Source organism: Tianweitania sp., from assembly GCF_032053605.1.
Taxonomy (GTDB): domain Bacteria; phylum Pseudomonadota; class Alphaproteobacteria; order Rhizobiales; family Rhizobiaceae; genus Tianweitania.
The window spans coordinates 41,956-64,734 of record NZ_DAMBUH010000004.1; the positions used below are offsets into that span (position 1 = coordinate 41,956).

Consider the following 22,779-nt stretch of genomic DNA (forward strand, 5'->3'; position numbering starts at 1 on the left):
GCATTGTTACCGACAGTCTGGTTCCCTCAGGGGTTGGCGAGCATATGCTGACGCTGGGCTGTGCCTTGCGCGACAGCTTCGAGCCGGTTCTTGCCTTTCCCGACGAGGGTGGCGGACCGGCTTTTCTGGCGCGCGCGCAGGCGCTGGGCCTGCAAACACAGGCCTTGCTGGCGGACGATCCGGAAGCAGCGGTGGCGGACTGGCTGCGGGATGCAGGTCTGTCCCTCGTGCATGTTCATGCCGGCATCGCTTGGGAAGGGCATGGCCTTGGCCGCGCCGCGCGGGAGATGGCGCTGCCGGTGGTGCGCACTGAGCATCTACCTTTTGTTCTCACCGATGAAGACCAGCAGCGAGGCCATGCCGAAGCGATCGAGCTGGTGGGCCGCGTCATCACCGTTTCCGAAGCGGCCGCGGCCAGCTATCGCGATGCCGGCCTGAGCCACGACAAGATCGTCGCGGTGCGCAACGGCATCGACAAGCGCAAGTCCTCCCGCGCTCGTGACGAGCTGCGTCGCGAACTCGGCATCGAGCCGGATGCCGTGCTGCTGCTGACGGTCGCGCGGTTCACACCGCAGAAGGGGCACGCGGTGCTGCTCGATGCGATGCGGATGCTCGTCGACCGTGTACCAGTTCCTTATCAGCTGCTGCTGGTGGGCGATGGGCCGGAGCGCGAGACGATCGAAGCGCAGGTTGATGAGCTTGGCCTGCGTGACCGTGTGCGCTTCCTGGGTGAGCGCCGCGATGTGGCCGACCTACTTTGCGCGGCCGATCTCGTGATCCTGCCCTCCTTGTTCGAAGGCCTGCCGCTGGTGGTACTGGAAGCCATGAGCGCCGGCGTTCCCGTTGTGGCAACCCGCATCGGTGGCACGACCGAGGCACTAGGCGAGGATCATGCGTGGCTGGCTGAACCCGGCGACGTGGCCTCGCTGGCCGACTGCCTCACCGACGCGCTGAGGGATGCGGCCAAGCGCAAGGCGATTGCCGGGCATCTGCACAGCCGCTTCCATGATCACTTCACGGCGGCCCGCATGGCTGCCGAGACCGTTGCCGTTTATCGTTCACTGCTACCCCTCCAAGTTGCATAGGTTTTCCATGGAAAAGACCCGTCTCGGCTTTATCGGCGCCGGGGGCATTGCGATGCGCCATCTCGGCGTGCTCCGCCAGTTCGAAGATGTCACGCTTGCAGCCTTCGCCGACACCGATTTCGGCCGCGCTGAAGCGGTTGCTGCCGAGCATGGCGGCAAGGCTTACGCCGACCACCGCGCGTTGCTCGACAATGAAGAGCTGGATGCCGTCTACATCTGCGTGCCACCTTTCGCCCATGGCGAGGCCGAGCGGGACGTGATTGCGCGCAAGCTGCCCTTCTTCGTTGAAAAGCCGATCGCGCTCGATCTGGAGACCGGCGAAGACATCGCGGCCAAGGTCAGGGAAGCCGGGCTCATCACCGGCGTCGGCTATCATTGGCGTTACCTCGATACGGTCGAGGAAGCCCGCAACCTCTTGGCCGACAATCCTGCGCAGCTGTTTTCCGGTTACTGGCTCGACCAGACCCCGCCGCCCACCTGGTGGTGGAAGAAGGACATGTCGGGCGGGCAGGTCGTGGAGCAGACCACGCATATCATCGACCTGACGCGCTTCCTGTTCGGCGAAGTCACAGAGGTGACGGGCCTTGCTTCGCATAAGGCGCGGCCGGATTTCCCAGATCTCGACGTGCCGACCGCGAGCACGGCCAGCCTGCGCTTCGCCAACGGCACGATCGGCAATCTCGCATCCACCTGCCTGCTGCGTTGGGGTCACCGCGTCGGCCTGCACCTCTTTGCCGACGGCCTGGCGATCGAGCTGACGGATCGCGAGATCATGGTGGATACGGGTCATGGTCGTCCGGTGCGCGGCGCGCATGGCGATCCGGTCTGGCACGAGGATCGCGACTTCATCGATGCCGTGCGCGGTGATGAGAACCGTATCCGCTGCTCCTATGAGGAAGCCCTGAAGACCCACCGCGTGGCGCTGGCCATCGCGCAATCGGCGGAAACCGGCAAACCGGTCAGCCTCGCCGCCACTAAGGAAGCCTAAGATGTCCGATCACCGCACCATCCGCTCGCTCGGCGTCGAGGCACCTGAACGCGCTTACTTCTTTCAGTACGAGGAAGGTCCGCCAGCTGACGGCCATGTCCGCCTCGATACGCTTTACACCGGCTTTTCGGCCGGCACGGAGCTGACCTTCGTCAAGAACACCAATCCCTACTTGAAGTCGCGCTGGGATGGCGGGCGCGGCGTGTTCATCCAGGGCGAACCGGAAGCCCGTTACCCCCTGCCGTTCCTCGGTTACATGGAAGTGGCCCGCGTCAGCGACAGCCGCACCTCTGGCTTCAACAATGGCGACATTGTCGCCACGACCTTCGGCCACAAGTCAGGCCACACTGCCGACCCCTTCCACGATGCGCTGTTTGCCATGCCGAAGGAGATCGACCCGAAGCTCGGCGTGTTCGTCGCGCAGATGGGTCCGATCGCGGCCAACGGCATCCTGCATGCCGATGCCGAGATGTTGGGCAACAACGTCACTGAGCTTGGCCAGGGCGTTGCCGGCCGCCCGGTGCTGGTGTTTGGCGGCGGCACGGTCGGCTTGATGACGGCGCTGTTTGCAAGACAAGTCGGCGCCTCGGAAGTGGTGGTCGCGGAGCCTTCGGAGTTCCGGCGCAAGATTGCCGAGAAGCTCGGTCTGACCGCCATGACCGAGGAAGATGCCTGGCAATATGCCAAGGCGCGCTGGCACAATGGTGGTGGCTCGGATCGCGGCGCGGACTTCGTGTTCCAGACACGCGCCCGTTCCGAAAGCCTGCATCTTGCCATGCGTGCGCTGCGGCCGCAGGGCACGGTGATCGATCTCGCATTCTACCAGGATGGCGCGAACGGTCTGCGTCTCGGCGAGGAGTTCCACCACAACGGCCTCAACCTGCGCTGCGCTCAGATCAACCGCGTGCCGCGCGGCCTCAACCATCTCTGGGACCGTCGCCGTCTGGCCAACGAGACGATTAAGCTGTTGCAAGCTCAAGGCAAAGCGATCGCCGAGCACATGATCACCCATGTCGTGCCGATCGATGATGCGCCTCGGTTCCTCGGCGATCTCGTCGCCAACCGTCCCGACTTCCTGCAGATCGTGTTCGAGTACCCGCAATGACGATCAAAGAGGATGGCGAGCCCATCCGCATCCTCTTCGTTTTCGCGTGGTTGGTGGTTGGGGGCGAGGAGACCGAGATCCGGCTTCTCGCCCGCACGCTCGATCCCGCGCGCTACCGCATCGACGTGGTTGCCTGCTTCCGCAAGGACGGCATGCCCGAGCAGACGCATCGGCAGCTGGAAGCGCTCGGCGTCGATGTCGATACCGTCCCTTACGACCTCTCCTTCGACGATACAGTCTGGTATCTCGCGCACAAGGTGCCGAACTACGACATCGTCGTATCCAGCCAGAACGTCGCCGATATCTATCCGGCGCTGGAGATCCTGGATCATCGTCCGCCCTTGATCGAGCATGGCGGGCTGGTTTCGGAAGCGCTGGCTGGGCCAAAGCATTTCACGTCGCGCTATGTCGGCGTGTGCCAGTCGATCCGCGATGCCGCCGCATCCAAGATGCCGGACCGGCCTGATCATGCACTCGAAATCCCGTCCATGGTGGATCTCGTCGAGTTCGATGATGTGACGCCCGCGCCGCTGCGCGCGCAGTTCGGCGTTTCCAAAGGTGCGCCCTTGATTGGCTGGGTCGGCCGGTTGGATGCCAAGAAGCGCGTCGAGGATTTCATCGAGGCCGCAGCGCTCGTGCACAAGACGCATCCAGCGGCGCGCTTTGTCGTGGTTGGTGGCCCGGATGCTTTTATGCCGGACTATGCCGAGCGCCTGCATCGGCGCAGCCACGAGCTTGGCCTCGACGGCGTGTTGCATTTCCTTGGCGACCGCGACGACATTCCGGCCGTGCTTGCTTCGCTCGACATCTTCACCTGGCTGTCGCGCGGCGAGGGGATGCCGCATGTGATCGCCGAAGCGGGTGCCGCCGGCCTGCCGGTCATCGCGACGGCCGACAACGGCTCGATGCAGCAGATCGAGGATGGCGTGTCCGGCATCTTTGTCGGGCATGAGAACCCGGCCGAGGTTGCTGCCGCGATGCGCCGGCTGATCGACAATCCGGCGTTGCGAAAGGCGCTCGGTTCGGCGCTGCAGCATAAGGTGCGTTCGACCTACAGCACATTAGCGGTGATCCCGCAGTGGCAGGCTTTGTTTGATGCCGTGCTGGCGGAGCGGGTGCCCGCGCCGAAGCCGACGATCTTCCGCTCCTTCCTGCAAGGCGGGTTCGAATGTTCGACGCATCGGCGCGGCGACCATGAACGGACGCGGCTCGACCTTACGGCGATGACCGGCCATGCCGACAATGTGGCGAACGATTACCGTCAGCTTGCGGAACATCGCATCCGCACGGTGCGCGATGGTTTGCGCTGGCATCTGATCGAAACAAGCCCCGGCCACTATGACTGGTCGAGTTTCCTGCCGATGCTGCGGGCGGCGCGCGATACCGGCACGCAGGTGATCTGGGATCTGCTGCATTATGGCTGGCCGGACGATCTCGACGTCTGGACACCTGCTTTCATCGATCGTTTCGCGCGTTTCTCGCGTGCAGCGGCGCGGGTGGTGAAAGATGAAACGGGAGAGGTGCCGTTTTATTGTCCGGTCAACGAACCGTCCTTCTTTTCCTGGGGCGGCGGCGATGTGGCCTATCTCAACCCCTTTGCGCGCGGACGCGGCTTCGAGCTCAAGGCGCAGATGGTGCGGGCCTCGGTGGCGTCCATGCGCGAGGTGCTGGATGTCGAGCCCCGAGCGCGCTTCGTGCATTGCGATCCGGCCATCAACGTCTTGCCGCGCGGACCTTGGTCGCATGATCGGCGCGATGCGCAAGGATGGCACCAGTCGCAGTACCAGTCTTGGGACATGATCGCCGGCCGCTCTTGGCCTCAGCTGGGCGGCGAAGAGCGCTTCCTCGATATTGTCGGCGTAAACTATTATTTCGACAATCAGTGGGTCCATGCGGTCGGCCCGATCGACGAGCACGATCCCCGCTACAAGCGTTTCCGGCGTGTGCTGACGGAAGTCTATTCGCGTTATGGCCGTCCGATCATCGTTGCCGAAACCGGCACGGAGGGTGATCGCCGGGCATCATGGATGCGCATGATCCTGCATGAAACGCAGAAAGCCCGCGAGGCCGGCGTGCCGGTCGAAGGCATCTGCCTATATCCCGTGGTCAATCATGTCGGCTGGGATGATGGCCGCAACTGCCCAAGCGGCCTTCTGTCGCTGGAGATCGCCGGTGGCCGGCGTCAGCCGCATCAGCCACTGGCGGAAGTTCTGGCGGCGAGTACGCTTGGATGATGACCTTGGGATAAATGGATCGGCGCTTGCTCAACCGCGCGGAAGCGGGGATAAGCGCCGCATCCATCCCAAGGGGGTTTTAGAGAATTGATACGCCACATCGTCTTCTTCACGGCGGAAGGGCCGGAGCGCGTGGCCGAGGTCAAGCGCGGTCTGGCGCCGCTCGGCACGATCCCGGGTTCGCGCGTGTTCGAGATCACTGAAAATCTGCGGGTCGATCTCTACGAGAACAAGATCGACATCGTGGTCTATGCCGAGTTCGAGGACGAAGCAGCACTCGCGGCTTACAAGGCGCATCCAACCTATTCCGCCACCACTGCGGCGGTGAAGCCGAAGCGTGAGAAGCGCTTCGCGGCTGATGTGCGGGGCGGCGAGTAGGGTTCCTTCGCGGTGTCTGAAGGCTGACCGCCTGCAAACTTCCTGTTTTAAGATCTGCTAAACCATCAAAGGACATCATTTGAAACCGCCCGCCTTTCGTCCCGTTGCGGCGAAAGGGCACACGGGTTGGTGGGATGAAGTCTCCAGCGCAGATACAAGGAACACGGTTCGCCTGCTGTCGCGACTCCAACGGGAACTGGATCGTGTGGGACCAATGGAGTGGTGGGCCCGCGTGTTTGGGCGGATCGCCCTTGCACAACCTACCTCAGGGTCGAGCGCTGGCTGCCTTCAACATCCTTGAACGGATCTATTCGGCTGGCCGCGACGCGCAGTCGCTTCATGCCAGACGTCCGTCGCCCTTAAGACAAAGCGCTCCAGCGTAAGCGTTTTTTCAGGGAACACGTCGGGACGATGACGGGTTGGGTCGGCTCAAGATCTGGAGCCGGCTATGTCAAACACCATCAAACCAATCCCAGCTTGCGTGGCGTGCGCCTGCTTTGAGCGGCGGCGTTGATCATGCCCGCGCCTTCCAAACCCTCGGGGCTGCTTTACGGGCCAGTCGGCTCCAACGCTGTTCATCTTTGCATCGACATGCAGCGGTTGTTCGGGCCGGGAACGCCATGGGCCGTGCCTTGGATGGAAAAGGTGTTGCCCACCATTAGCAGGGTTGTCGAGGGGCATGCCGAGCAGACAATCTTCACGCGCTTCGTACCCATGGCCAATGCCGAACACGCTGCCGGTACGTGGAAGCGCTATTATCAGCGTTGGGAAAGCGTGACGCTGGACCGGCTCGATCCCGCCTTGATCGATCTGGCGCCTCAGCTCACGCGCTATGTTCCGCCGGCGCGTGTGGTGGACAAATGGGTGTATTCGCCCTGGACGGAAGGCAAGCTCGACGCGATGCTTCGCGGAACCTCCGTCGACACGATCCTGATGTCGGGCGGCGAAACGGATGTCTGCGTTCTGGCTGCCGTGCTTGGCGCGGTGGATCGCGGCTACCGCGTGATCGTGATCAGCGACGGAATGTGCAGCTCTGCCGATGAATCGCATGACGCGCTGCTGACGCTTTATAGCGGGCGTTTCGGCCAGCAGATCGAAGTCGCCGAGGCTCAAGAAGTTCTGGAAAGCTGGGAAGCCTGACGCAGCTGGCAGCATGGCATGGTCGCGTCAGGAACAAGAATGGGGCGGTGCAGGTTCAGGCAGATTGATGGAGACCAGCTCATGCCTTCCAGCAGCGATACAAGACGCGATCAAACATTCGATGGCGCTTCGGCTTCCGAGGTGCGGGGCGCCATCGACAAGGGCCAGACCGGTGAGAAGGTCGCCGGCTTCGACCCGGCGGCCAGCCCTATGGAAACGGACGCGGAAGCCGGCGGTGCGCCGACTGTCGGCAGCGACGAGGCAGCGGCAGCTCAACAACCTTCGTCTTTGCCGAGAGCCAATGCCAGTACGCATGGCAGCGCGATGCGCCCGTTCGACGATGCAGCGCATACGAAGTCCAACCGGCCGCTGCTGATCTATATCGGCTTGATCGCGGTCGTGGCGGTCGTGCTGCTCGCCAGCATCGGCATCTGGCGCTGAACAAAAAAGGGGTGGCACTGCCACCCCTTTGCAAACAAGAGAACGAACCTCAGCCGGCAGCCGACTTGTTGACGGTGTCTGCCAGCGTGCTGAGATCTTCGTCTGTCTGGCTTTCTTCCTGCAGGTTCTGATCGATCAGATCAGCGGCATCCTGCATGCCCAGCGTTTCGGCCCAGCGCTTCAGCGTGCCGTAGCGCGTGATTTCATAATGCTCGACGGCCTGTGCGGACGAGATGATGCCGGCATCGAGAGCAGCAGTGCCCTTGTACTCCTCCAGGATCTCCTCGCCTTCAGCTATAATACCCTCGATCGCGTCGCAGGTCTTGCCCTGTGCGCGCTTGCCGAGGATTTCGAACACCTGCTGAAGACGCTCGATCTGGCCTTCGGTCTGATCCTTGTGCTTCTCGATCGAAGCCTTCAGTTCTGCGGACTGCGCAGCGCGCGCCATCTTCGGCAGTGTCTTCAGGATCTTCCGCTCGGCGTAGTAGATGTCCTTGAGCGTGTCGTGAAACAGGTCGTTGAGTGTCTTCTCTTTAGCCACGGTTAGCCCTCCTTGTTGGTGGCCATAGAACTGATGGCTTGAACGATTGTTCCTGTGTTTGCCGATGGTTCTGCGAATAGACTTGGTGGGCTTCTAGCTGGCAAACTTCCAGCGCTCGCCATCCCGATTGGCCAGGGAATTATGGATGTGGCTCGCAGCCACTGCCGCATGTCCGAAGGCCACAGCGAGTTGGTTGACCTCATGGACGACGTCGCCGGCGGCATATAGGCCTGGAACGGTTGTGCGTTGATGGCTGTCCACAAGAAGGCTGCCGGTTTCGTCGCAGTCGGCACCGAGATTTGCGGCCAGATCGGAGCGGATCGAGCAGCCCATCGCGGGATAGATCGTGTCGAACGTCAGTTGCCGGCCATCGGGGAGGCGGGCGCTCGCTGTGTCAGGGGCGACGTGAATGGCGTCCTCGCTGCATTCAACCAGAACGACGCCGGCCTTCTTTGCCATCTCCAGCGCTTCGGCCGGTAAGTTGCCGCTGGGACCTGTCAGCAGCATCGTGACGTCGGAACTGAAGGAACGCATGAACAATGCCTTGCGCAGAACGTCGATGCCCGCACCCATCACGGCGATGCGATCATCGCTCGCTTCATAACCGTCGCAGATCGGACAGAGCCTAAGGCGCCCCGCCTGCATCGCGGATTCCGCATCAGCCATTTGCGGCAGCGTGTCGACAATGCCGGTGGCAAGCAGCACGCTGCGAGCGCGAATGGGGTTTGGCGTGTCGATCACGAACATGCCGTCGTCCTGCGGTGTCAGTGCCTCGACGAAGCCGGTTATAATCTCCGCTCCATATTGCAGCGCCTGCTCTTTCAAGCGTCGCAGGAGATCCGGTCCGGTTACGCCATCGGGAAAACCGGGGCAGTTATGCGTGCGCGGGATCCAGCGCGCGCGGCTTTCGCCGGAATCCACGATCAGCACCTTACGTCGAAAGCGCGCGAGATAGGTTGCAGCCGTCAAACCTGCCGGCCCGCCGCCGATGATCAGGCAGTCATACAATGTCTCGTCGGTTGCAGGCGCAGGTTCGAACACAGGCGATTTCCAGACTTGCGGGCAGGGTTGGTTGAGGATCAACCCGTCCAACCCGTACCCCGCTGGTTTGTTCGCGCTTGCTAAAACGTCAGGAGATGAACGTCAAAATCGGTGTGGAACAACCGCCATTTCCGCAGGTTTGTCTCGTGGATATGAACGGGAGGCAGGCTTGGCCGTACAGATACCGATCGCTTCAGGCAATGTTGTTGGCCAAGAGGCTGCGGATGGCTCCACGGAGGTCAGGCCGGACCTGTCCTTCAAGCGGGAAACGCTAGTCAATGTCATGTTTTTCGGAACGCCATCCTCCTGGGTTCTGATCGATACGGGCATTCCGGGTTCCGCCGGCTCGATCAAGGACATCAGTGCCAAGCGCTTCGGCGAGGAGTCTCGTCCCGAGTGCATCGTGCTGACGCATGGCCATTTCGATCATGTCGGCACCTTGCTCGAACTGGCTGGGGAATGGGACGTGCCGGTTTACGCGCACGTACTCGAACATCCCTATCTCAACGGCACCCTGTCCTACCCCTCACCGGATGTGTGGGCAGGCGGCGGGATCATGCCCCTCCTTTCGCCGCTGTTCCCGACGAGCCCGGTTGATGTCGGCGCACGCCTGCACGCCTTGCCTGCGGACCATTCGGTGCCAGCGATGCCCGGCTGGGTCTGCATCCATACGCCCGGCCACACGCCTGGGCACGTCTCGCTTTGGCGCGAAAGCGACCGCACGATTATCGCCGGCGACGCCTTCATCACCACTGGACAGGAGTCGGCCTACGAGATCCTCGTTCAGCGTCCCGAAATCCACGGACCGCCCCGCTATTTTACGCCGGACTGGCAGGCTGCCAAACAGTCGGTGCAACAGCTTGCTGCGCTGGAACCGGACCTTGTGCTGACCGGTCATGGCCAAGCGCTGTCCGGGGCTGAGATGCGGCAGGCGCTGCACAAGCTGGCAGACGAGTTCGAAGCCATCGCAATGCCGCGCTGAGATTCAGCCGGAACGCCTGCTCAGCTTGAACGACCCACGGAACGGAAGCCGCTAAAACCCATTTAGCCGCAGTCACTCGCCAAAGGAAAATGACCCATGGCCAAAAGCTCCCGCACGACTTCGACCAAGACGACAACGGTTCACGACCTGACACTCGAACGAGGCGAGGGCGGCGAGCTCCATCAAACGGCGCAGGGCGACACGCCGGTTCTGACCACGGCCCATGGCGTGCCCGTTTCCGACGATCAGAATACGCTGAAGGCCGGCCCGCGTGGCCCGACACTGATCGAAGACTTCCACTTCCGCGAGAAGATCTTCCATTTCGATCATGAACGCATTCCGGAACGCGTCGTGCATGCGCGCGGCTATGGCGCGCACGGCTATTTCGAGACCTATGAGTCGCTTGCCAAATACACCCGGGCCGACCTGTTCCAGCGGGCCGGTGAAAAGACGCCGGCCTTCGTGCGCTTTTCGACCGTTGCGGGCTCCAAGGGCTCCTTCGACTTGGCGCGCGATGTTCGTGGCTTCGCGGTCAAGCTCTACACGCAGGAAGGCAACTGGGATCTGGTTGGCAACAACATCCCGGTTTTCTTTATCCAGGACGCCATCAAGTTCCCCGACATCATCCATTCGGTGAAGCCGGAGCCCGATCGCGGCTTCCCACAGGCTCAGTCCGCGCATGACAACTTTTGGGACTTCATCAGCCTGACGCCGGAATCGATGCACATGATCATGTGGATCATGTCGGATCGGGCCATCCCACGCTCGTTCCGCTTCATGGAAGGCTTTGGCGTCCACACCTTCCGCCTCGTCAATGCCGAGGGCCAGTCGACCTTCGTCAAGTTCCACTGGAAGCCGAAGCTCGGCCTGCAGTCAGTGGTCTGGAACGAAGCCGTCAAGATCAACGGTGCGGACCCGGATTTCCACCGCCGCGATCTTTGGGACTCGATCCAGTCCGGCAACTTCCCGGAATGGGAACTGTGCCTGCAGCTGTTCGATCAGGATTTTGCCGACAGCTTCGACTTCGACGTGCTTGATCCCACCAAGATCATCCCTGAGGAAATCCTGCCGGCGATCCCGGTTGGCCGCCTCGTGCTTGATCGCATGCCGGACAACTTCTTCGCCGAGACCGAGCAAGTCGCGTTCATGACGCAGAACGTGGTGCCGGGTATCGACTTCTCGAACGATCCGCTGCTGCAGGGCCGAAACTTCTCCTATCTCGACACCCAGCTGAAGCGGTTGGGCAGCACCAACTTCACGCATATTCCGATCAATGCGCCGAAATGCCCGTTCCACACGTTCCAGCAGGACGGCCATATGGCGATGCGCAACCCCACAGGTCGCGTGAACTACCAGCCGAACTCCTGGGGAACCGGTCCGCGCGAAAGCCCGGAGCGCGGCTTCCGTACTTTCGCGGATACGCAGGAAGGTCCGAAGGTAAGGTTGCGCGCGGAAAGCTTCGCCGACCACTACAGCCAGGCGCGTCAGTTCTTCAACAGCCAGACCGTGCACGAGCAGATGCATATCGCCATGGCGCTGACCTTCGAGTTGAGCAAGGTGGAAACGCCGGCGATCCGCGAGCGGATGCTGGCGCATCTCCTCAACATGGACGAAGCATTGGCAGCAGCGGTTGCCGACAAGCTCGGCATCAAGGACATGCCGAAGCCAGCCGACTCGGCCGTTCCGGTGCGTGATGATCTTGCGGCGTCACCGGCACTCAGCATCATCCAGCGCGGACCGGAAAGCTTCAAGGGGCGCAAGGTCGGCGTTCTCGTCAGCAATGGCGCGGATGCCAAGCTCCTGAAGACGCTGCAAAGCGCCATCGAGAAGGAAGGCGCGATCATGGAAGTCATTGCGCCCAAGGTCACTGGCGTGGAGGCTGCTGACGGCACGATGATCGCCGGCAAGCACATGATTGATGGTGGCCCGTCGGTGCTGTTCGATGCGGTCGCCCTGGTTCTTTCGGCTGAGGGTGCCGAGCATCTGGTGGGTGAGGTGGCAGCGCGCGACTTCGTTGCCGATGCTTTCGCACACTGCAAGTTCATCGCGTTTACGCCGGAAGCCGCTCCGCTTCTGGCAAAGGCCGGCGTTCAGGCTGATGCCGATGAGGGTCTGATTGCGCTGGAAGGCTCCAAGGCGATCGATACCTTCATCGAGTCCTGTCGCAAGCTACGTCTTTGGGCACGTGAAAAGAGCGTCAAGCTCTAAGATCAACATGGGATCGCGCTTCTTTGAGGGGCGCGTCCCCCCCGGTTTCGATATGTCGCAGCCCAGCTTCTTCATCACACAGTGCTAACATGCTAAACGATCAGACAAGCGGGGCTTGCTGATCGATGGGTTCAAAGCGCCGGGGCGCGCTTTTGGTCGCCCTCGTATTTCTTCTGCAATGGGGCGCCTCCGTATGGACGGCGACTGCCATGCCGCTCGGGCCGCAGCTCGATATGTTCGGCAATCCACTATGTGCGACCGGACCGGGTTCGACTCCATCCAACAGCGGCGGCGACCATGCCAAGGTCACGGCATGCTGCACGGCAGGCTGCCATCTCGCTTCATCTGCGCTCACCGACGGGGAAGCACAGGGCTGGACTGTTGCCGCCCCGTTGTTTGCCTCAGTCGATCTTCAACAGGAGGGGCGCGACGCCGTAGTGCTCGCGCGGCACCACGATCCAGGTCGACCGCGGGCACCGCCTTTTCTTCTGCTTTGACCCTATCCGAGCCAGGCTTTTGCCTGGCTTTTTTGTTGCGCAGTCTGCGTAGCGCCGTCAGCGCATCCGACACGACTTCAAAGACTGGTTTCGTCCTTTGCCTGCTCAGCCCTTCGCGATACCGCATCGGCATGCCATTGCCGGTCGATCGAGCCTTGCTCGGCCTTATGGAAATACTGCGAACACACCAGCCAGCCTTTCAGCGGGCGTAGCAACGCAAGACAGCCGATGATCGTGAGCGGCAATGTGACCAAGAGATGCGCCCACCAGGGTGGCTCAAAGGAAAACTGGAACCAGAGCGCGAAGGCCAACGCCGGGACAGACACGATACTCATGGAGAAGAAGGCGGGACCATCGGCTGTATCGGCAAAGCTGTAGTCCAGTCCACAGATCTCGCAGCGCGGCGCCAGCTTGAGGAAGCCGCGAAACAGATGGCCTTCCTGGCATTGCGGGCAGCGGCCCCTGATCCCCGTCAAAGCAGGATTGGTGGTGGGACTAAACGTTTCGGCCATGATGCATCTCCTGACGGATCTCTAGGCGCCTTTGTGCTTGCAGCCTCTGTGACCGTCGCGCGCATGGACAAGATGTCCAAGCTTTCCCTGACTCCATGGTCCAAAGATAGTTCCTTTCGCGTTGATTGCGACAGAAATTACCTGGGTCGCTGCTTCTGCGTCAGCAAAGTCGAAGAGCGTATAAGTTCTTGTTTGATCTAAATCAAAGATCTAAAATCAAGCATGTCTCCGCTGCTGTTCGGCATCCTTATCCTTGTTCACAGTAGTGTTACATATAGAAGCAGGATTGTCGCACCGAAGAATTACTTCTTTGTCTTCGATGATTTTGAAGATAGCATCCTTGTTGTACCAAGCGCGTCAAGCGATGCTCAAAGTGGTGTAGAAGGTGCAGGTTTTATGCTTGCCCTGAGCAGCCAGTTTGTCCTTGTCCGCGCAGAGGCAGGAGAGACCGTCATGAAAAGCCCACGTGTCATCGCACTTGCTGCGGCGGCAAGCATCATCGCAACGATAGCGTTCGCGCAGGATCAGACTGCAAAGCCTACGCTTGATGACGATGCATTGCATGCCGATGCGATCAACTACTTCCAGGCGCTGCCGACCGTTCAGCCGGCACCGGCTAACAATGCCATCACGCGCGAGAAGTATGAGCTCGGCAAGATGCTGTTCTTCGAGCCGCGTTTGTCGTCCAGCCATCTTCTGAGCTGCAACACCTGCCACAATCTCGGCATGGGCGGCGTCGATGGGCTTGAGACCTCGGTCGGCCATGGCTGGCAGAAGGGTCCACGCAACGCGCCGACCGTGTTCAACTCCTTCTTCAACATCGCGCAGTTCTGGGACGGCCGCGCGGAAGATCTGAAGGCGCAGGCGGGCGGCCCGATCCAGGCAGCCGTCGAGATGAACGCCACGCCGGAGCGCGTGCTGGCGACGCTGAAAAGCATGCCGGAATATGTGGAGGCGTTCCAGACCGCATTCCCTGGCCAGCAGGATGCCGTGACTTTCGAGAACGTGACGCGCGCGATCGAGGTGTTCGAGGCAACGCTGATCACGCCCGGAGGGCGCTTCGACCAGTACTTGGAAGGCAATCGTCAGGCCATGACCGATCATGAAAAGCAGGGCATGCGGCTTTTCATCGATAAAGGCTGCGTATCCTGCCACAACGGCGTGAATGTCGGTGGTGCCGATTACTTCCCGTTCGGCGTGGTGGAACGTCCTGGCGCCGACATCCTGCCTGAGTCCGACAAGGGCCGCTTTGCCGTCACCGCGACGGCGGATGACGAATATGTCTTCCGGTCACCGACGCTGCGCAACATCGCGCTTACGGCCCCCTATTTCCATACGGGCAAGGTGTGGGACCTCTCGCAGGCCGTCGAGATCATGGGCAGCGCTCAGCTCGGCGAAGACCTGAACGAGCAGGATGTCACGGCCATCGTCGCCTTCCTGGGCACGCTGACCGGCGAACAGCCGCAGATTCCTTATCCGATGCTGCCGCCAAACGCGCCGGGCACCCCGCGTCCGGAGCTGATGACCCCGGCTGCGGCGGTCGTTAACAGCGGCGGCTGAGAGCGAAGCGTCTGCCTTGCAAGGAAAGAAGAACGGCGGCGCTTGTTGAAGGCGCCGCCGTTCTTGTTTGTGTCTCAGCCTTGAACCGCGTCTAGCACGTCAGGTGCCGAAGCGCGCTTCGAGCAGATCAAGCTCGCGTACAAGCTTTCGGGCCGCTTCGCTGCCGAGGCGCCGGCGGCGCACCATGCGGTAGATCTCCCGGCGCTCCGCTTGGAGAGCTACCAGAGCCAGATCGCGCTCGATCTTTTCGCGGTGCTGGATCGTCTTGGCGTCTTCCACATCCGCTTCGCCGCGTTCGATGCGGTGGCGGTAATAGTCCATGATCCGGCCGGCCGCGGCGACATAGATGTCGGCGTCGTGCCGGCCCTCCGCCATTTCGTGCTCCGCCTGTTCCACGGCGGTGATCGCCGCGCGCGCTGCCGCCACGCGGGCATGTTCTTCGGCTGCGTGGCCATGCTCTTCCGGCATTCTCAAGTCTTTCAGAAGCGGCGGCAGGCCGATGCTGGCGGCGATCAGCGAAACGATGATGACGCCCATGGCCAGGAAGATCGCGAGGTCGCGGGCCGGGAAGGGGGAGCCGTCATTCATCACCAGAGGAAGGGTCAACACACCGGCGAGCGTGATTGCGCCGCGGACGCCGGCCAGCGACATGGCGGTGATGAGGCGCCAGGACGGCGTCGGCGCTTTTCCTTCCCCGCGATTGAGCGTGATGCGAATCCATACCATGACCCACAAGAACCTGAGCAGAGCCAGGCCGATATTGATGGCCAGAATATAGACAGCTAGCCACCAAGGCTCATGATGGCCCGTCAGTCGAACGGTTTCGGCCGCGCCATCCAAAATGGCAGGTAGCTGCTCGCCAAGAAGCACAAAGATGATGCCGTTGGCCGTAAACTGGATCGTGTCCCATACGGTGTTGCGCCGGATGCGCGTGGTGGCCTGCAGGTCACCGGTGGTTTCCACAAAGCCCATGGTCAAGCCGGCGGCAACCGCGGCCAGGATGCCGGAACAATGCAGGTGTTCGGCCAGAAGATAGGAGCCGAACGGGATCAGCAGGCTGATCAGGATCTGCGAGCCGAAGTCCTCGCCGAAGCGGTGCGATACGAAGCTTTTGGCATGTGCCACGCACCAGGTCAGCCCGACGCCGACCATAACACCGCCGATCGCCACCCAAAGGAAGTTCATCGCCGCTTCCTGCAACGAAAAGGCGCCGGTCAGGGCGGCGGCAACGGCAAAGCGGAGGCAAACGAGGCCGGACGCGTCGTTCAACAGCGACTCACCTTCCAAGATGTGCATCATCCGTTTGGGGATCGATACGCGCTGGGCGATGGCTGAAACGGCGATCGGATCGGTCGGCGAGATCACCGCCGCAAGCCCGAATGCGATCGCTAGCGGCATGGCCGGGATCATCCAGTTGATGAACAAGCCCATGCCGAGCACGGTGAATACGACGAGGCCGAGCGCCAGCCCAAGCACGGCCTTGCCGTCCTTGAACAATTCTTCGCGCGGGATGCGCCAGCCATCGAGAAACAGAAGCGGCGGCAGGAAGAGGAGAAAGAACAGTTCGGGATCGAGCGTCACCCGCCAGTCCGCGACCAGACCAATGACGGCACCCAGTGCGATCTGAAATAGGGGGCGCGGCAGGGGGATAGGGACCACCCTGGACAGGATGCCGCTGACGATCACGGCCAGAAGCAGAACGAGGATGATGGTGACGTTTTCCAAGGCGCATTCCGGTTCTGGGGAGTGCGCCTTTTTGACCCCTCAAGCCGAACGGATCAACCGCATGGAAGGAAAAATCAGCGGTCGGTCTGCTTACGCAAAGCGCTTTGCACCGGCGACGCAGAACACGACGAAGGCGGTCACCGCGATCATCGACCAGGCGACGGGTTCGCCGAGCAGGATGCCAGCCAGAGCGAGACCGAAGAAGGGCTGCAGCAGCTGCAGCTGACCGACGCCCGCAATGCCGCCAAGAGCAAGCCCCCGATACCAGAAGATGAAGCCGATCAGCATGCTGAAGACGGATACATAGGCGAGGCCAAGCCAGGCCGGTTCGCCGATCTGGCTCCAGCTTTCCGGCAGGGTTGCGAGGGCCAGAATTGCCATAAGGGGAAGGGCGGTGATCAGAGCCCAGGAAATGACCTGCCAGCCGCCGAGACGGCGCGATAAGGTGGCGCCTTCCGCATAGCCGAGGCCGCATAAAAGCACGGCACCGATCATCAGGAAATCGCCGGTCAAAGACGCGCTTGCGCTTTGCTTGAGAGCAAAGCCTGCAACTGAGGCCGCGCCGAGGATTGAGAACAACCAGAACGCCGGACGCGGTCGCTCTCCGCCCCGCAGCACGCCGAAGACGGCGGTGGCAAGCGGCAGCAGGCCGATGAAGACGATCGAATGCGCGGAGGTGATGTGTTGAAGCGCAAGCGCCGTCAGAAGCGGAAAGCCAACCACGACGCCAAGTGCGATCGTCGCGAGGGAAAAGAGATCGCGTGACGTTGGCCGCTTCTGGCGAAACGCAAGAAGAAGCGCTCCGGCCAGCACAGCGGCGATGACCGCACGGGCCGAGGTCAGGAACAATGGCGTAAAGCCGCTAACGGCAACCCGCGTCGCCGGCAAGGAGCCGCTGAAGATGATGACGCCAATGAGGCCGCTACCCCAGCCTTGTGTTGTCTGTTCCATGATGATGCCTACCACCCTTTCGAGGGCTTCCGAAGTAGCGGGAACGCACTGGCTTCGGCAGAGACAGTTCAGTACGGTGACGATGAACTGTATGGGCGCAGGAGAGGACACAGTTGGCGGCTTCGATAGGAAGAACCCGCACTGGCTCGGTGATCGAGGAGATCCGCCGCCGCATGGGTGCGCGCAGCCTGACAGCAGGCGAGAAGCTTCCGTCTATTCGTGCGCTAGCCAAAACCATGCAGGTGTCACCCTCCACCGTCGTCGAGGCCTATGACCGGCTTGCAGCCGAAGGGCTGATCCGATCCCGGCCGGGCTCGGGGTTTACGGTTGCGGGCTCCCTGCCGCCCTTGGCTCTGGCGGACGTGGAGCCGCGCCTCGATCGCGAGATCGACCCGTTTTGGGTGTCGCGCCAGTCGCTCGATGCGGCGCCTGAAATCCTGAAGCCGGGCTGTGGCTGGTTGCCGGCTGACTGGCTGGCGCATGAACCCGTGCGCAAGGCGATGCGTGGTCTCGCCCGCGCCGATGCCACGGTGTTGGCCGATTACGGATCGACGCGCGGCTCACCGGCGCTGCGACGGTTGCTGGCGCGGCAACTCGTTGAAGAAGGCATCGATGCCGGTCCCGACCAGATCCTGCTGACCGGCTCCGGCACGCAAGCACTCGATCTTTTGTGCCGCTTCCTGCTTCAGCCCGGCGACACGGTGCTGCTCGATGATCCCTGTTACTTCAACTTTCAGGCTTTGCTGCGGGCGCATCGCGTCAACGTCGTCAGCGTGCCTTATACGGCGAGCGGCCCCGATGTCGCGCTGTTTGCTGAGGCGCTGGCGACGCATCGCCCGCGCCTTTACGTCACCAACTCCGCCATCCACAATCCGACCGGCGCATCGCTGTCGCCGCAGGTCGCGCACAAGATCCTGACGCTCGCCGCTGCGCATGATCTGACGATCATTGAAGACGACATCTTCGCCGACTTCGAGATCGAACGCGCGCCGCGTCTTGCGGCGCTGGACGGCTTGGCGCGGGTGATCCGCATCGGTAGCTTTTCCAAGACGCTGTCGGCATCGGTTCGTTGCGGCTTTATCGCGGCGCGGCCGGATTGGATCGAAGGGCTCATTGATCTTCAGGTGGCGACTGCCTTCGGCGGCCCCAGTCCCATTGCGGCCGAGATCATCGCTGCCGTGCTGAGCGACGGCAGTTATCGAAAGCACATTGCGGCGTTGCGGACACGGCTGGCAAAACGGCGACGCGAGGCGGCAGCGATACTGGAGACAATGGGCATCCGGCCGTGGGTGCAGCCGCGTGGCGGTTACTATCTCTGGTGCCGACTGCCGGATGGTCGTGACGCCGCCGATCTCGCCAAAACAGCCTTGCGCGAAAGCGTGGTTCTGGCGCCGGGCAACGTCTTCAGCGTTGCACTTTCAGCGCCTGACCTGATGCGCTTCAACGTGGCGCAAATGGACGGTCGGGCGATCGAGGTCCTCAAACAATCGCTGTGAAAATGAAACATCCGGCCCGCCTGATGGACGGACCGGATGCTGTCGGTCGCAGGTGTTGTCTGCTCGTCGTTGTGTCTTTCCGGAGCCGCCTGCGACGACCGGGGTGCCGATCAGCTGCCGGAAATGGCGGCTTTGATTGTCTCGGCGTTGTGCTTCATCATGTCGATATAGGTGGAAGCCGGGCCCGAAGCGTCGGACAGCGCATCGGAATAGAGCGTGCCGCCAACCTTGATGCCGGTTTCGGATGCGATCTGCTCGACCAAGCGCGGATTGGTAATGTTCTCCACGAAGATCGCTGACGCCTTGTCTTCGCGGACCTGTTTGATCAGCGCCGCGACATCGGCTGCGGACGCTTCCGACTCCGTCGACACACCTTCAGGCGCCAGGAAGGTCAGTCCGTACGCGTGTTCGAAGTAGTTGAAGGCGTCATGCGAGGTGATGATCGTGCGCTTGTCCTGCGGGATCGAGGCGATGCTTGCCTTGATGTCGGCGTCGAGCTGCTGAAGCTTGGCCTGGAAGGCTTCCGCATTGGTCTTATAGGTGTCGCAGCCGCTTTTGTCGGCGGCGCAGAGCGCATCCGCGATGTTCTTCACGTAAGTTTCGGCATTGCCGACCGACTGCCAGGCATGCGGATCGAACTCGCCGTGATGGTGATGGCCGGCGTGACCGTGTTCGTGCCCATGATCGTGCTCGTGCTCTTGCCCGCTGGCGGCGTGATCTTGGCCTTCGCCTTCTTCCTTTTCCTCGCCGGCATCATGATGATGCTCTTCTTCCTCGTTTTTAAGGACATCGCCGCCTTTGGTCAGTTCGACCACCGGGGCCTTTGTGCCGCTGGCGTCGACGAGGCGCTGCAGGAAGCCTTCGAACTGGAGGCCGTTGACCAGCACGACGTCAGCATCAGCAACCGCTGCGGCATCGGCGGGCTTGGGCTCGTAAACATGCGCGTCGCCGTTCGGACCAACCAGCGTGGTGATGTCGATGCGGTCGCCGCCGACATTCTTTGCGAGATCGGCGATGATGGAGAAGCTCGCGACCACCTTGAGGTTCTCGGCGGACGCCGATGCCACCGCGGCAGGTATTAATGTTATAACACTCACAAAGCTGGCGAGGCGCATGATATTGAGCATGGGGTACTCCTTAGTTCGAGGGGGGAGAGGTTCAGGCCGTGCGGTGACGGCTTGGCCGGTTGCGGGTGCTGAGCACGCCGCGTGATCCGATCAGGATCGAGGCGATATACACCACGCCGGCTGAGAGGATGATCGCAGGCCCCGAGGGCAGCGAGAAATGGTAGGACAGCAAGAGGCCGGAAACACAGGACGCCATGCCGATCGCCGTGGCGAGCAGGCACATCGGCTCGACGCGCACAGTCCAGAAGCGGGCAGCGGCTGCCGGCAGCATCATCAGACCAACAGACAGAAGCGTGCCGAGAGCCTGGAAGCCGCCAACGAGGTTGAGGACCACAAGCGCCAGGAAGATGAAATGCACGGGCGTGCCGAGCTTCGATACCGAGCGAAGGAAGAGCGGGTCCATGCATTCGGCCACCAGCGCGCGCCAGAAAATGGCGAGCGCTACCAAGGTCACGACAGTGATCAGGCCGATCAAGGTCAAGGCTGCATCATTGAGCGCCAAAACCGTGCCAAACAGCACGTGCATGAGGTCGACACTGGAGCCGCGCAGCGACACGATGAGAACGCCGACCGCCAATGAAATCAGATAGAAGGCCGCCATGGAGGCGTCTTCCTTCTGCACGGTAAAGCGCGCGACGGCGCCTGATCCTAGAGCCACAACCATGCCGGCGATCAGTCCGCCGATGGTCATCGGTACGATTTGCAGGCCGAACAGCAGGAAGCCGGCGGCCGCTCCCGGCAGAATGCCATGCGCCATCGCGTCGCCGGTCAGGCTCATGCGGCGCAGCATCAGGAATACGCCGACGGGGCAGGAGGCAAGCGACAGGAGTAGCGAGCCCGCTAGAGCACGCTGCATGAAGGCGAAGTCGATGAAGGGGGCGAGCAGCGCCTGGTACACAGCATCCATCATGCGGCTCCCTTGTGGATCGCATCGGGCGCATGGTCGTGATGGTGATGATGCTCACCGCCTTCATGATGATGGCTGTGACCATCGTCTGGGCCGCACCAAGGGGCGGTTTCATCCCAGGCTTCATGGAATTGGCGAGCACGCAGCAGGTTTTCGGGCGCCAGCGTTTTGCGGGCGTCGCCCCAGGCGACGGGCTGGCGCGCGAGAAGAAGCGCTTGGGGAAAATGCTCGCGCACGAGGTCGAAATCATGCGCAACGACAAGGATCGTGCGGCTTTCCTGGTGCCAGCGCTTGATCAGCGCGATCAGGTCGCTCAGCGTCTTCATGTCGATGGCGTTGAAGGGTTCGTCGAGCAGGATGAGGTCGGCGTCCTGCACCAGAACCCTAGCGAAAAGTGCGCGCTGCAGCTGTCCGCCGGACAGCGTATCCAGCGGCCGCTTCTCGAAACCTGCAAGGCCGACCGCGACCAAAGCGCGCGATACGGCATCGCGATCTTCGGGACGATAGCGGCCGAGAAGACCACGCTTTGGCCAAAGGCCAAGTGATACGAGATCCACCACACGAGCGGGAAAAGAGCGATCCAACTCGGATTGTTGCGGCAAATAAGCGATAGAATTTCCGGAATTGACGGCAATTTTTCCGGAAATCGGCTTCAAAACGCCGACAATTCCCTTCATCAGCGTCGATTTTCCCGACCCGTTGGCGCCGACGATCGCCGTCAGCGATCCCTTGGCTACCGTGCCCGTGAGGTGATGAACCGCCGGGTGGTTGTTGTAGCCGAGCGTCAGATCGCTAAATGTGATACAGGCTTCGGCCATCGAACAGGGAATACCTTGCGTCTGAGAAGATCGTTGGCGCTTAGAAAAGATCGTCGGCCTTGAGATTAGGTCGATGTGATGTTATTACATTGATGATTGACGCGCTGTCAAACGGGAATGATGAGAGAATGGTTCACGCACAGGAATTGACGAAGAACCAGTCGCTCGTGCTGGACGTGCTTTTGCATACCGAAGGTCCGCTCAGCGCTTACTCGCTGCTCGATCAGCTGCGCGACAAGGGCTTTCGCGCACCGCTGCAGGTTTACCGCGCGTTGGACAAGCTGATGGAGTTCGGGCTGGTTCACCGGCTGGAAAGCATCAACTCCTTTGTCGCCTGCACGCATTCGCACGATCATAAGCATGGGGTGATCGCTTTCGGCATTTGCGACACCTGCGGACGTGTGGACGAGTTCTGCGATGCGGTGGTGGAAGAGCGGTTGAAGGGCTGGTCGAAGGACCATGCTTTCCGTTTGTCCAAGACGACGATCGAGATGCGCGGCACTTGCGCGAACTGTTTGGCAGCGTAAAAGCGCCACTTCGCGCATGAAGCGCCCAGTGAAACGAATTCGATGACCGAAACGATCTACGACAATCTCAAGCAATTGGGCAACGCTACGACGTTGCCGCAAAGCCCGGACGAAGCGGAACTGGAGCGGGTGGCCAATCCGCAGGCCGACGTTTCCTATGTCGTTCGCTTCACCGCACCGGAATTCACCTCGCTGTGCCCCATGACGGGCCAGCCGGATTTCGCGCATCTGATGATCGATTATGTTCCCGGCGACTGGCTGGTGGAATCGAAGTCGCTGAAGCTTTACCTCGGCTCCTTCCGCAATCACGGTGCTTTCCATGAGGATTGCACCGTGTCGATCGCGCGTCGGCTCGTCGATTTCCTTCAGCCGCGCTGGCTGCGGATCGGCGGCTACTGGTATCCGCGCGGCGGCATTCCGATCGACGTGTTCTGGCAAAGCGGAGCGGCGCCAGAAGGTGTCTGGATTCCAGAGCAGGGCGTGCCGCCTTATCGCGGCCGCGGCTGAGTCCAGCGT

General features: G+C 61.6%; 19 protein-coding genes and 1 pseudogene. 12 read left to right on the plus strand and 8 right to left on the minus strand.

The window, feature by feature from the left end:
• The first annotated feature begins 44 nt into the window (after positions 1–44).
• The 5 genes and pseudogenes from RTX98_RS02040 to RTX98_RS02060 all read left to right on the plus strand — a co-directional run bounded on the left by RTX98_RS02040 (position 45) and on the right by RTX98_RS02060 (position 7,371).
• Positions 45–3,178, plus strand: a pseudogene (locus tag RTX98_RS02040) (glycosyltransferase).
• Positions 3,175–5,412, plus strand: a complete 2,238-nt coding sequence (locus RTX98_RS02045; RefSeq protein ID WP_312794220.1) for a glycosyltransferase family 4 protein — start codon at positions 3,175–3,177, stop codon at positions 5,410–5,412. Before RTX98_RS02040 ends, RTX98_RS02045 begins: the two are co-directional and overlap by 4 nt.
• 87 nt (positions 5,413–5,499) lie before the next feature.
• Complete coding sequence (locus tag RTX98_RS02050) at positions 5,500–5,790, plus strand: Dabb family protein (RefSeq protein ID WP_312794221.1); 291 nt, start codon at positions 5,500–5,502, stop codon at positions 5,788–5,790.
• 516 nt (positions 5,791–6,306) lie between these two features.
• Entirely contained in the window at positions 6,307–6,930 is a 624-nt protein-coding gene (locus RTX98_RS02055; RefSeq protein WP_312794222.1) for a cysteine hydrolase, read from the plus strand.
• 81 nt (positions 6,931–7,011) lie between these two features.
• On the plus strand, positions 7,012–7,371 hold the full coding sequence (locus RTX98_RS02060; protein ID WP_312794223.1) for a hypothetical protein: 360 nt from the start codon (positions 7,012–7,014) through the stop codon (positions 7,369–7,371).
• Positions 7,372–7,420: 49 nt separating this feature from the next.
• Here RTX98_RS02060 and RTX98_RS02065 read toward each other — a convergent pair whose 3' ends face one another.
• Entirely contained in the window at positions 7,421–7,912 is a 492-nt protein-coding gene (locus tag RTX98_RS02065; protein ID WP_312794224.1) for a ferritin-like domain-containing protein, read from the minus strand.
• A gap of 93 nt (positions 7,913–8,005) precedes the next feature.
• On the minus strand, positions 8,006–8,953 hold the full coding sequence (locus RTX98_RS02070; RefSeq protein ID WP_312794225.1) for an NAD(P)/FAD-dependent oxidoreductase: 948 nt from the start codon (positions 8,951–8,953) through the stop codon (positions 8,006–8,008).
• A gap of 169 nt (positions 8,954–9,122) precedes the next feature.
• Here RTX98_RS02070 and RTX98_RS02075 point away from each other — a divergent pair, with 169 nt between their 5' ends.
• From RTX98_RS02075 to RTX98_RS02085, 3 genes are all read left to right on the plus strand, one after another.
• A complete protein-coding gene (locus RTX98_RS02075) occupies positions 9,123–9,935 on the plus strand; it encodes an MBL fold metallo-hydrolase (RefSeq protein WP_312794226.1) in 813 nt (270 codons plus the stop codon).
• A 96-nt stretch (positions 9,936–10,031) separates the two neighbouring features.
• Positions 10,032–12,143 carry a catalase gene (locus RTX98_RS02080; RefSeq protein WP_312794228.1) on the plus strand — a complete coding sequence of 704 codons (2,112 nt, stop codon included), beginning with the start codon at positions 10,032–10,034 and terminating at the stop codon, positions 12,141–12,143.
• A 125-nt stretch (positions 12,144–12,268) separates the two neighbouring features.
• Complete coding sequence (locus RTX98_RS02085) at positions 12,269–12,640, plus strand: hypothetical protein (RefSeq protein WP_312794229.1); 372 nt, start codon at positions 12,269–12,271, stop codon at positions 12,638–12,640.
• Positions 12,641–12,717: 77 nt separating this feature from the next.
• Here the strand turns inward: RTX98_RS02085 and RTX98_RS02090 are convergent, their stop codons facing one another.
• Positions 12,718–13,152 (minus strand): DUF983 domain-containing protein, encoded by a 435-nt coding sequence (locus tag RTX98_RS02090; protein WP_312794230.1) that lies wholly within the window; start codon positions 13,150–13,152, stop codon positions 12,718–12,720.
• 453 nt (positions 13,153–13,605) lie between these two features.
• Here RTX98_RS02090 and RTX98_RS02095 point away from each other — a divergent pair, with 453 nt between their 5' ends.
• Complete coding sequence (locus tag RTX98_RS02095) at positions 13,606–14,712, plus strand: cytochrome-c peroxidase (RefSeq protein WP_312794231.1); 1,107 nt, start codon at positions 13,606–13,608, stop codon at positions 14,710–14,712.
• Positions 14,713–14,811: 99 nt separating this feature from the next.
• On the opposite strand, the gene RTX98_RS02100 is transcribed toward RTX98_RS02095, so the two are convergent.
• On the minus strand, positions 14,812–16,437 hold the full coding sequence (locus tag RTX98_RS02100; protein ID WP_312794232.1) for a Na+/H+ antiporter: 1,626 nt from the start codon (positions 16,435–16,437) through the stop codon (positions 14,812–14,814).
• A gap of 90 nt (positions 16,438–16,527) precedes the next feature.
• Positions 16,528–17,388 (minus strand): DMT family transporter, encoded by an 861-nt coding sequence (locus RTX98_RS02105; RefSeq protein WP_312794233.1) that lies wholly within the window; start codon positions 17,386–17,388, stop codon positions 16,528–16,530.
• Between the two features lie 173 nt (positions 17,389–17,561).
• Between RTX98_RS02105 and RTX98_RS02110 the strand changes: the two genes are divergently transcribed.
• The gene (locus RTX98_RS02110) at positions 17,562–18,884 is read left to right on the plus strand and encodes a PLP-dependent aminotransferase family protein (RefSeq protein WP_416223049.1); all 1,323 of its coding nucleotides are present in this window, start codon (positions 17,562–17,564) and stop codon (positions 18,882–18,884) included.
• A 110-nt stretch (positions 18,885–18,994) separates the two neighbouring features.
• On the opposite strand, the gene aztC is transcribed toward RTX98_RS02110, so the two are convergent.
• Genes aztC through aztA form a run of 3 tightly spaced genes read right to left on the minus strand, consistent with a single transcriptional unit; the run spans position 18,995 to position 21,736 of the window.
• Positions 18,995–20,011 carry a zinc ABC transporter substrate-binding protein AztC gene (aztC, locus tag RTX98_RS02115; protein ID WP_312794235.1) on the minus strand — a complete coding sequence of 339 codons (1,017 nt, stop codon included), beginning with the start codon at positions 20,009–20,011 and terminating at the stop codon, positions 18,995–18,997.
• Positions 20,012–20,042: 31 nt separating this feature from the next.
• Positions 20,043–20,918, minus strand: a complete 876-nt coding sequence (gene aztB, locus RTX98_RS02120; RefSeq protein ID WP_312794307.1) for a zinc ABC transporter permease AztB — start codon at positions 20,916–20,918, stop codon at positions 20,043–20,045.
• The gene (gene aztA / locus RTX98_RS02125; RefSeq protein ID WP_312794236.1) at positions 20,918–21,736 is read right to left on the minus strand and encodes a zinc ABC transporter ATP-binding protein AztA; all 819 of its coding nucleotides are present in this window, start codon (positions 21,734–21,736) and stop codon (positions 20,918–20,920) included. The genes aztB and aztA overlap by 1 nt, the downstream gene beginning before the upstream one ends.
• Before the next feature lie 128 nt (positions 21,737–21,864).
• On the opposite strand from aztA, the gene RTX98_RS02130 reads away from it, so the two are divergent.
• Together RTX98_RS02130 and queF are read left to right on the plus strand one after the other, a co-directional pair.
• Positions 21,865–22,263: a Fur family transcriptional regulator gene (locus RTX98_RS02130; protein WP_312794237.1), complete on the plus strand. Its 399-nt coding sequence runs from the start codon at positions 21,865–21,867 to the stop codon at positions 22,261–22,263.
• A 42-nt stretch (positions 22,264–22,305) separates the two neighbouring features.
• Positions 22,306–22,770 (plus strand): preQ(1) synthase, encoded by a 465-nt coding sequence (gene queF, locus RTX98_RS02135; RefSeq protein ID WP_312794238.1) that lies wholly within the window; start codon positions 22,306–22,308, stop codon positions 22,768–22,770.
• Positions 22,771–22,779 lie beyond the last annotated feature (9 nt).

Coding starts and splice junctions, on each gene's coding strand:
- queF (WP_312794238.1), top strand. CDS start 22,306: ATGACCGAAACGATCTACGACAATCTCAAGCAATTGGGCAACGCTACG.
- RTX98_RS02045 (WP_312794220.1), top strand. CDS start 3,175: ATGACGATCAAAGAGGATGGCGAGCCCATCCGCATCCTCTTCGTTTTC.
- RTX98_RS02060 (WP_312794223.1), top strand. CDS start 7,012: ATGCCTTCCAGCAGCGATACAAGACGCGATCAAACATTCGATGGCGCT.
- aztA (WP_312794236.1), bottom strand. CDS start 21,736: ATGGCCGAAGCCTGTATCACATTTAGCGATCTGACGCTCGGCTACAAC.
- RTX98_RS02095 (WP_312794231.1), top strand. CDS start 13,606: ATGAAAAGCCCACGTGTCATCGCACTTGCTGCGGCGGCAAGCATCATC.
- RTX98_RS02090 (WP_312794230.1), bottom strand. CDS start 13,152: ATGGCCGAAACGTTTAGTCCCACCACCAATCCTGCTTTGACGGGGATC.
- RTX98_RS02130 (WP_312794237.1), top strand. CDS start 21,865: ATGGTTCACGCACAGGAATTGACGAAGAACCAGTCGCTCGTGCTGGAC.
- RTX98_RS02055 (WP_312794222.1), top strand. CDS start 6,307: ATGCCCGCGCCTTCCAAACCCTCGGGGCTGCTTTACGGGCCAGTCGGC.
- RTX98_RS02105 (WP_312794233.1), bottom strand. CDS start 17,388: ATGGAACAGACAACACAAGGCTGGGGTAGCGGCCTCATTGGCGTCATC.
- RTX98_RS02080 (WP_312794228.1), top strand. CDS start 10,032: ATGGCCAAAAGCTCCCGCACGACTTCGACCAAGACGACAACGGTTCAC.
- RTX98_RS02110 (WP_416223049.1), top strand. CDS start 17,562: ATGGGTGCGCGCAGCCTGACAGCAGGCGAGAAGCTTCCGTCTATTCGT.
- aztB (WP_312794307.1), bottom strand. CDS start 20,918: ATGGATGCTGTGTACCAGGCGCTGCTCGCCCCCTTCATCGACTTCGCC.
- aztC (WP_312794235.1), bottom strand. CDS start 20,011: ATGCTCAATATCATGCGCCTCGCCAGCTTTGTGAGTGTTATAACATTA.
- RTX98_RS02085 (WP_312794229.1), top strand. CDS start 12,269: ATGGGTTCAAAGCGCCGGGGCGCGCTTTTGGTCGCCCTCGTATTTCTT.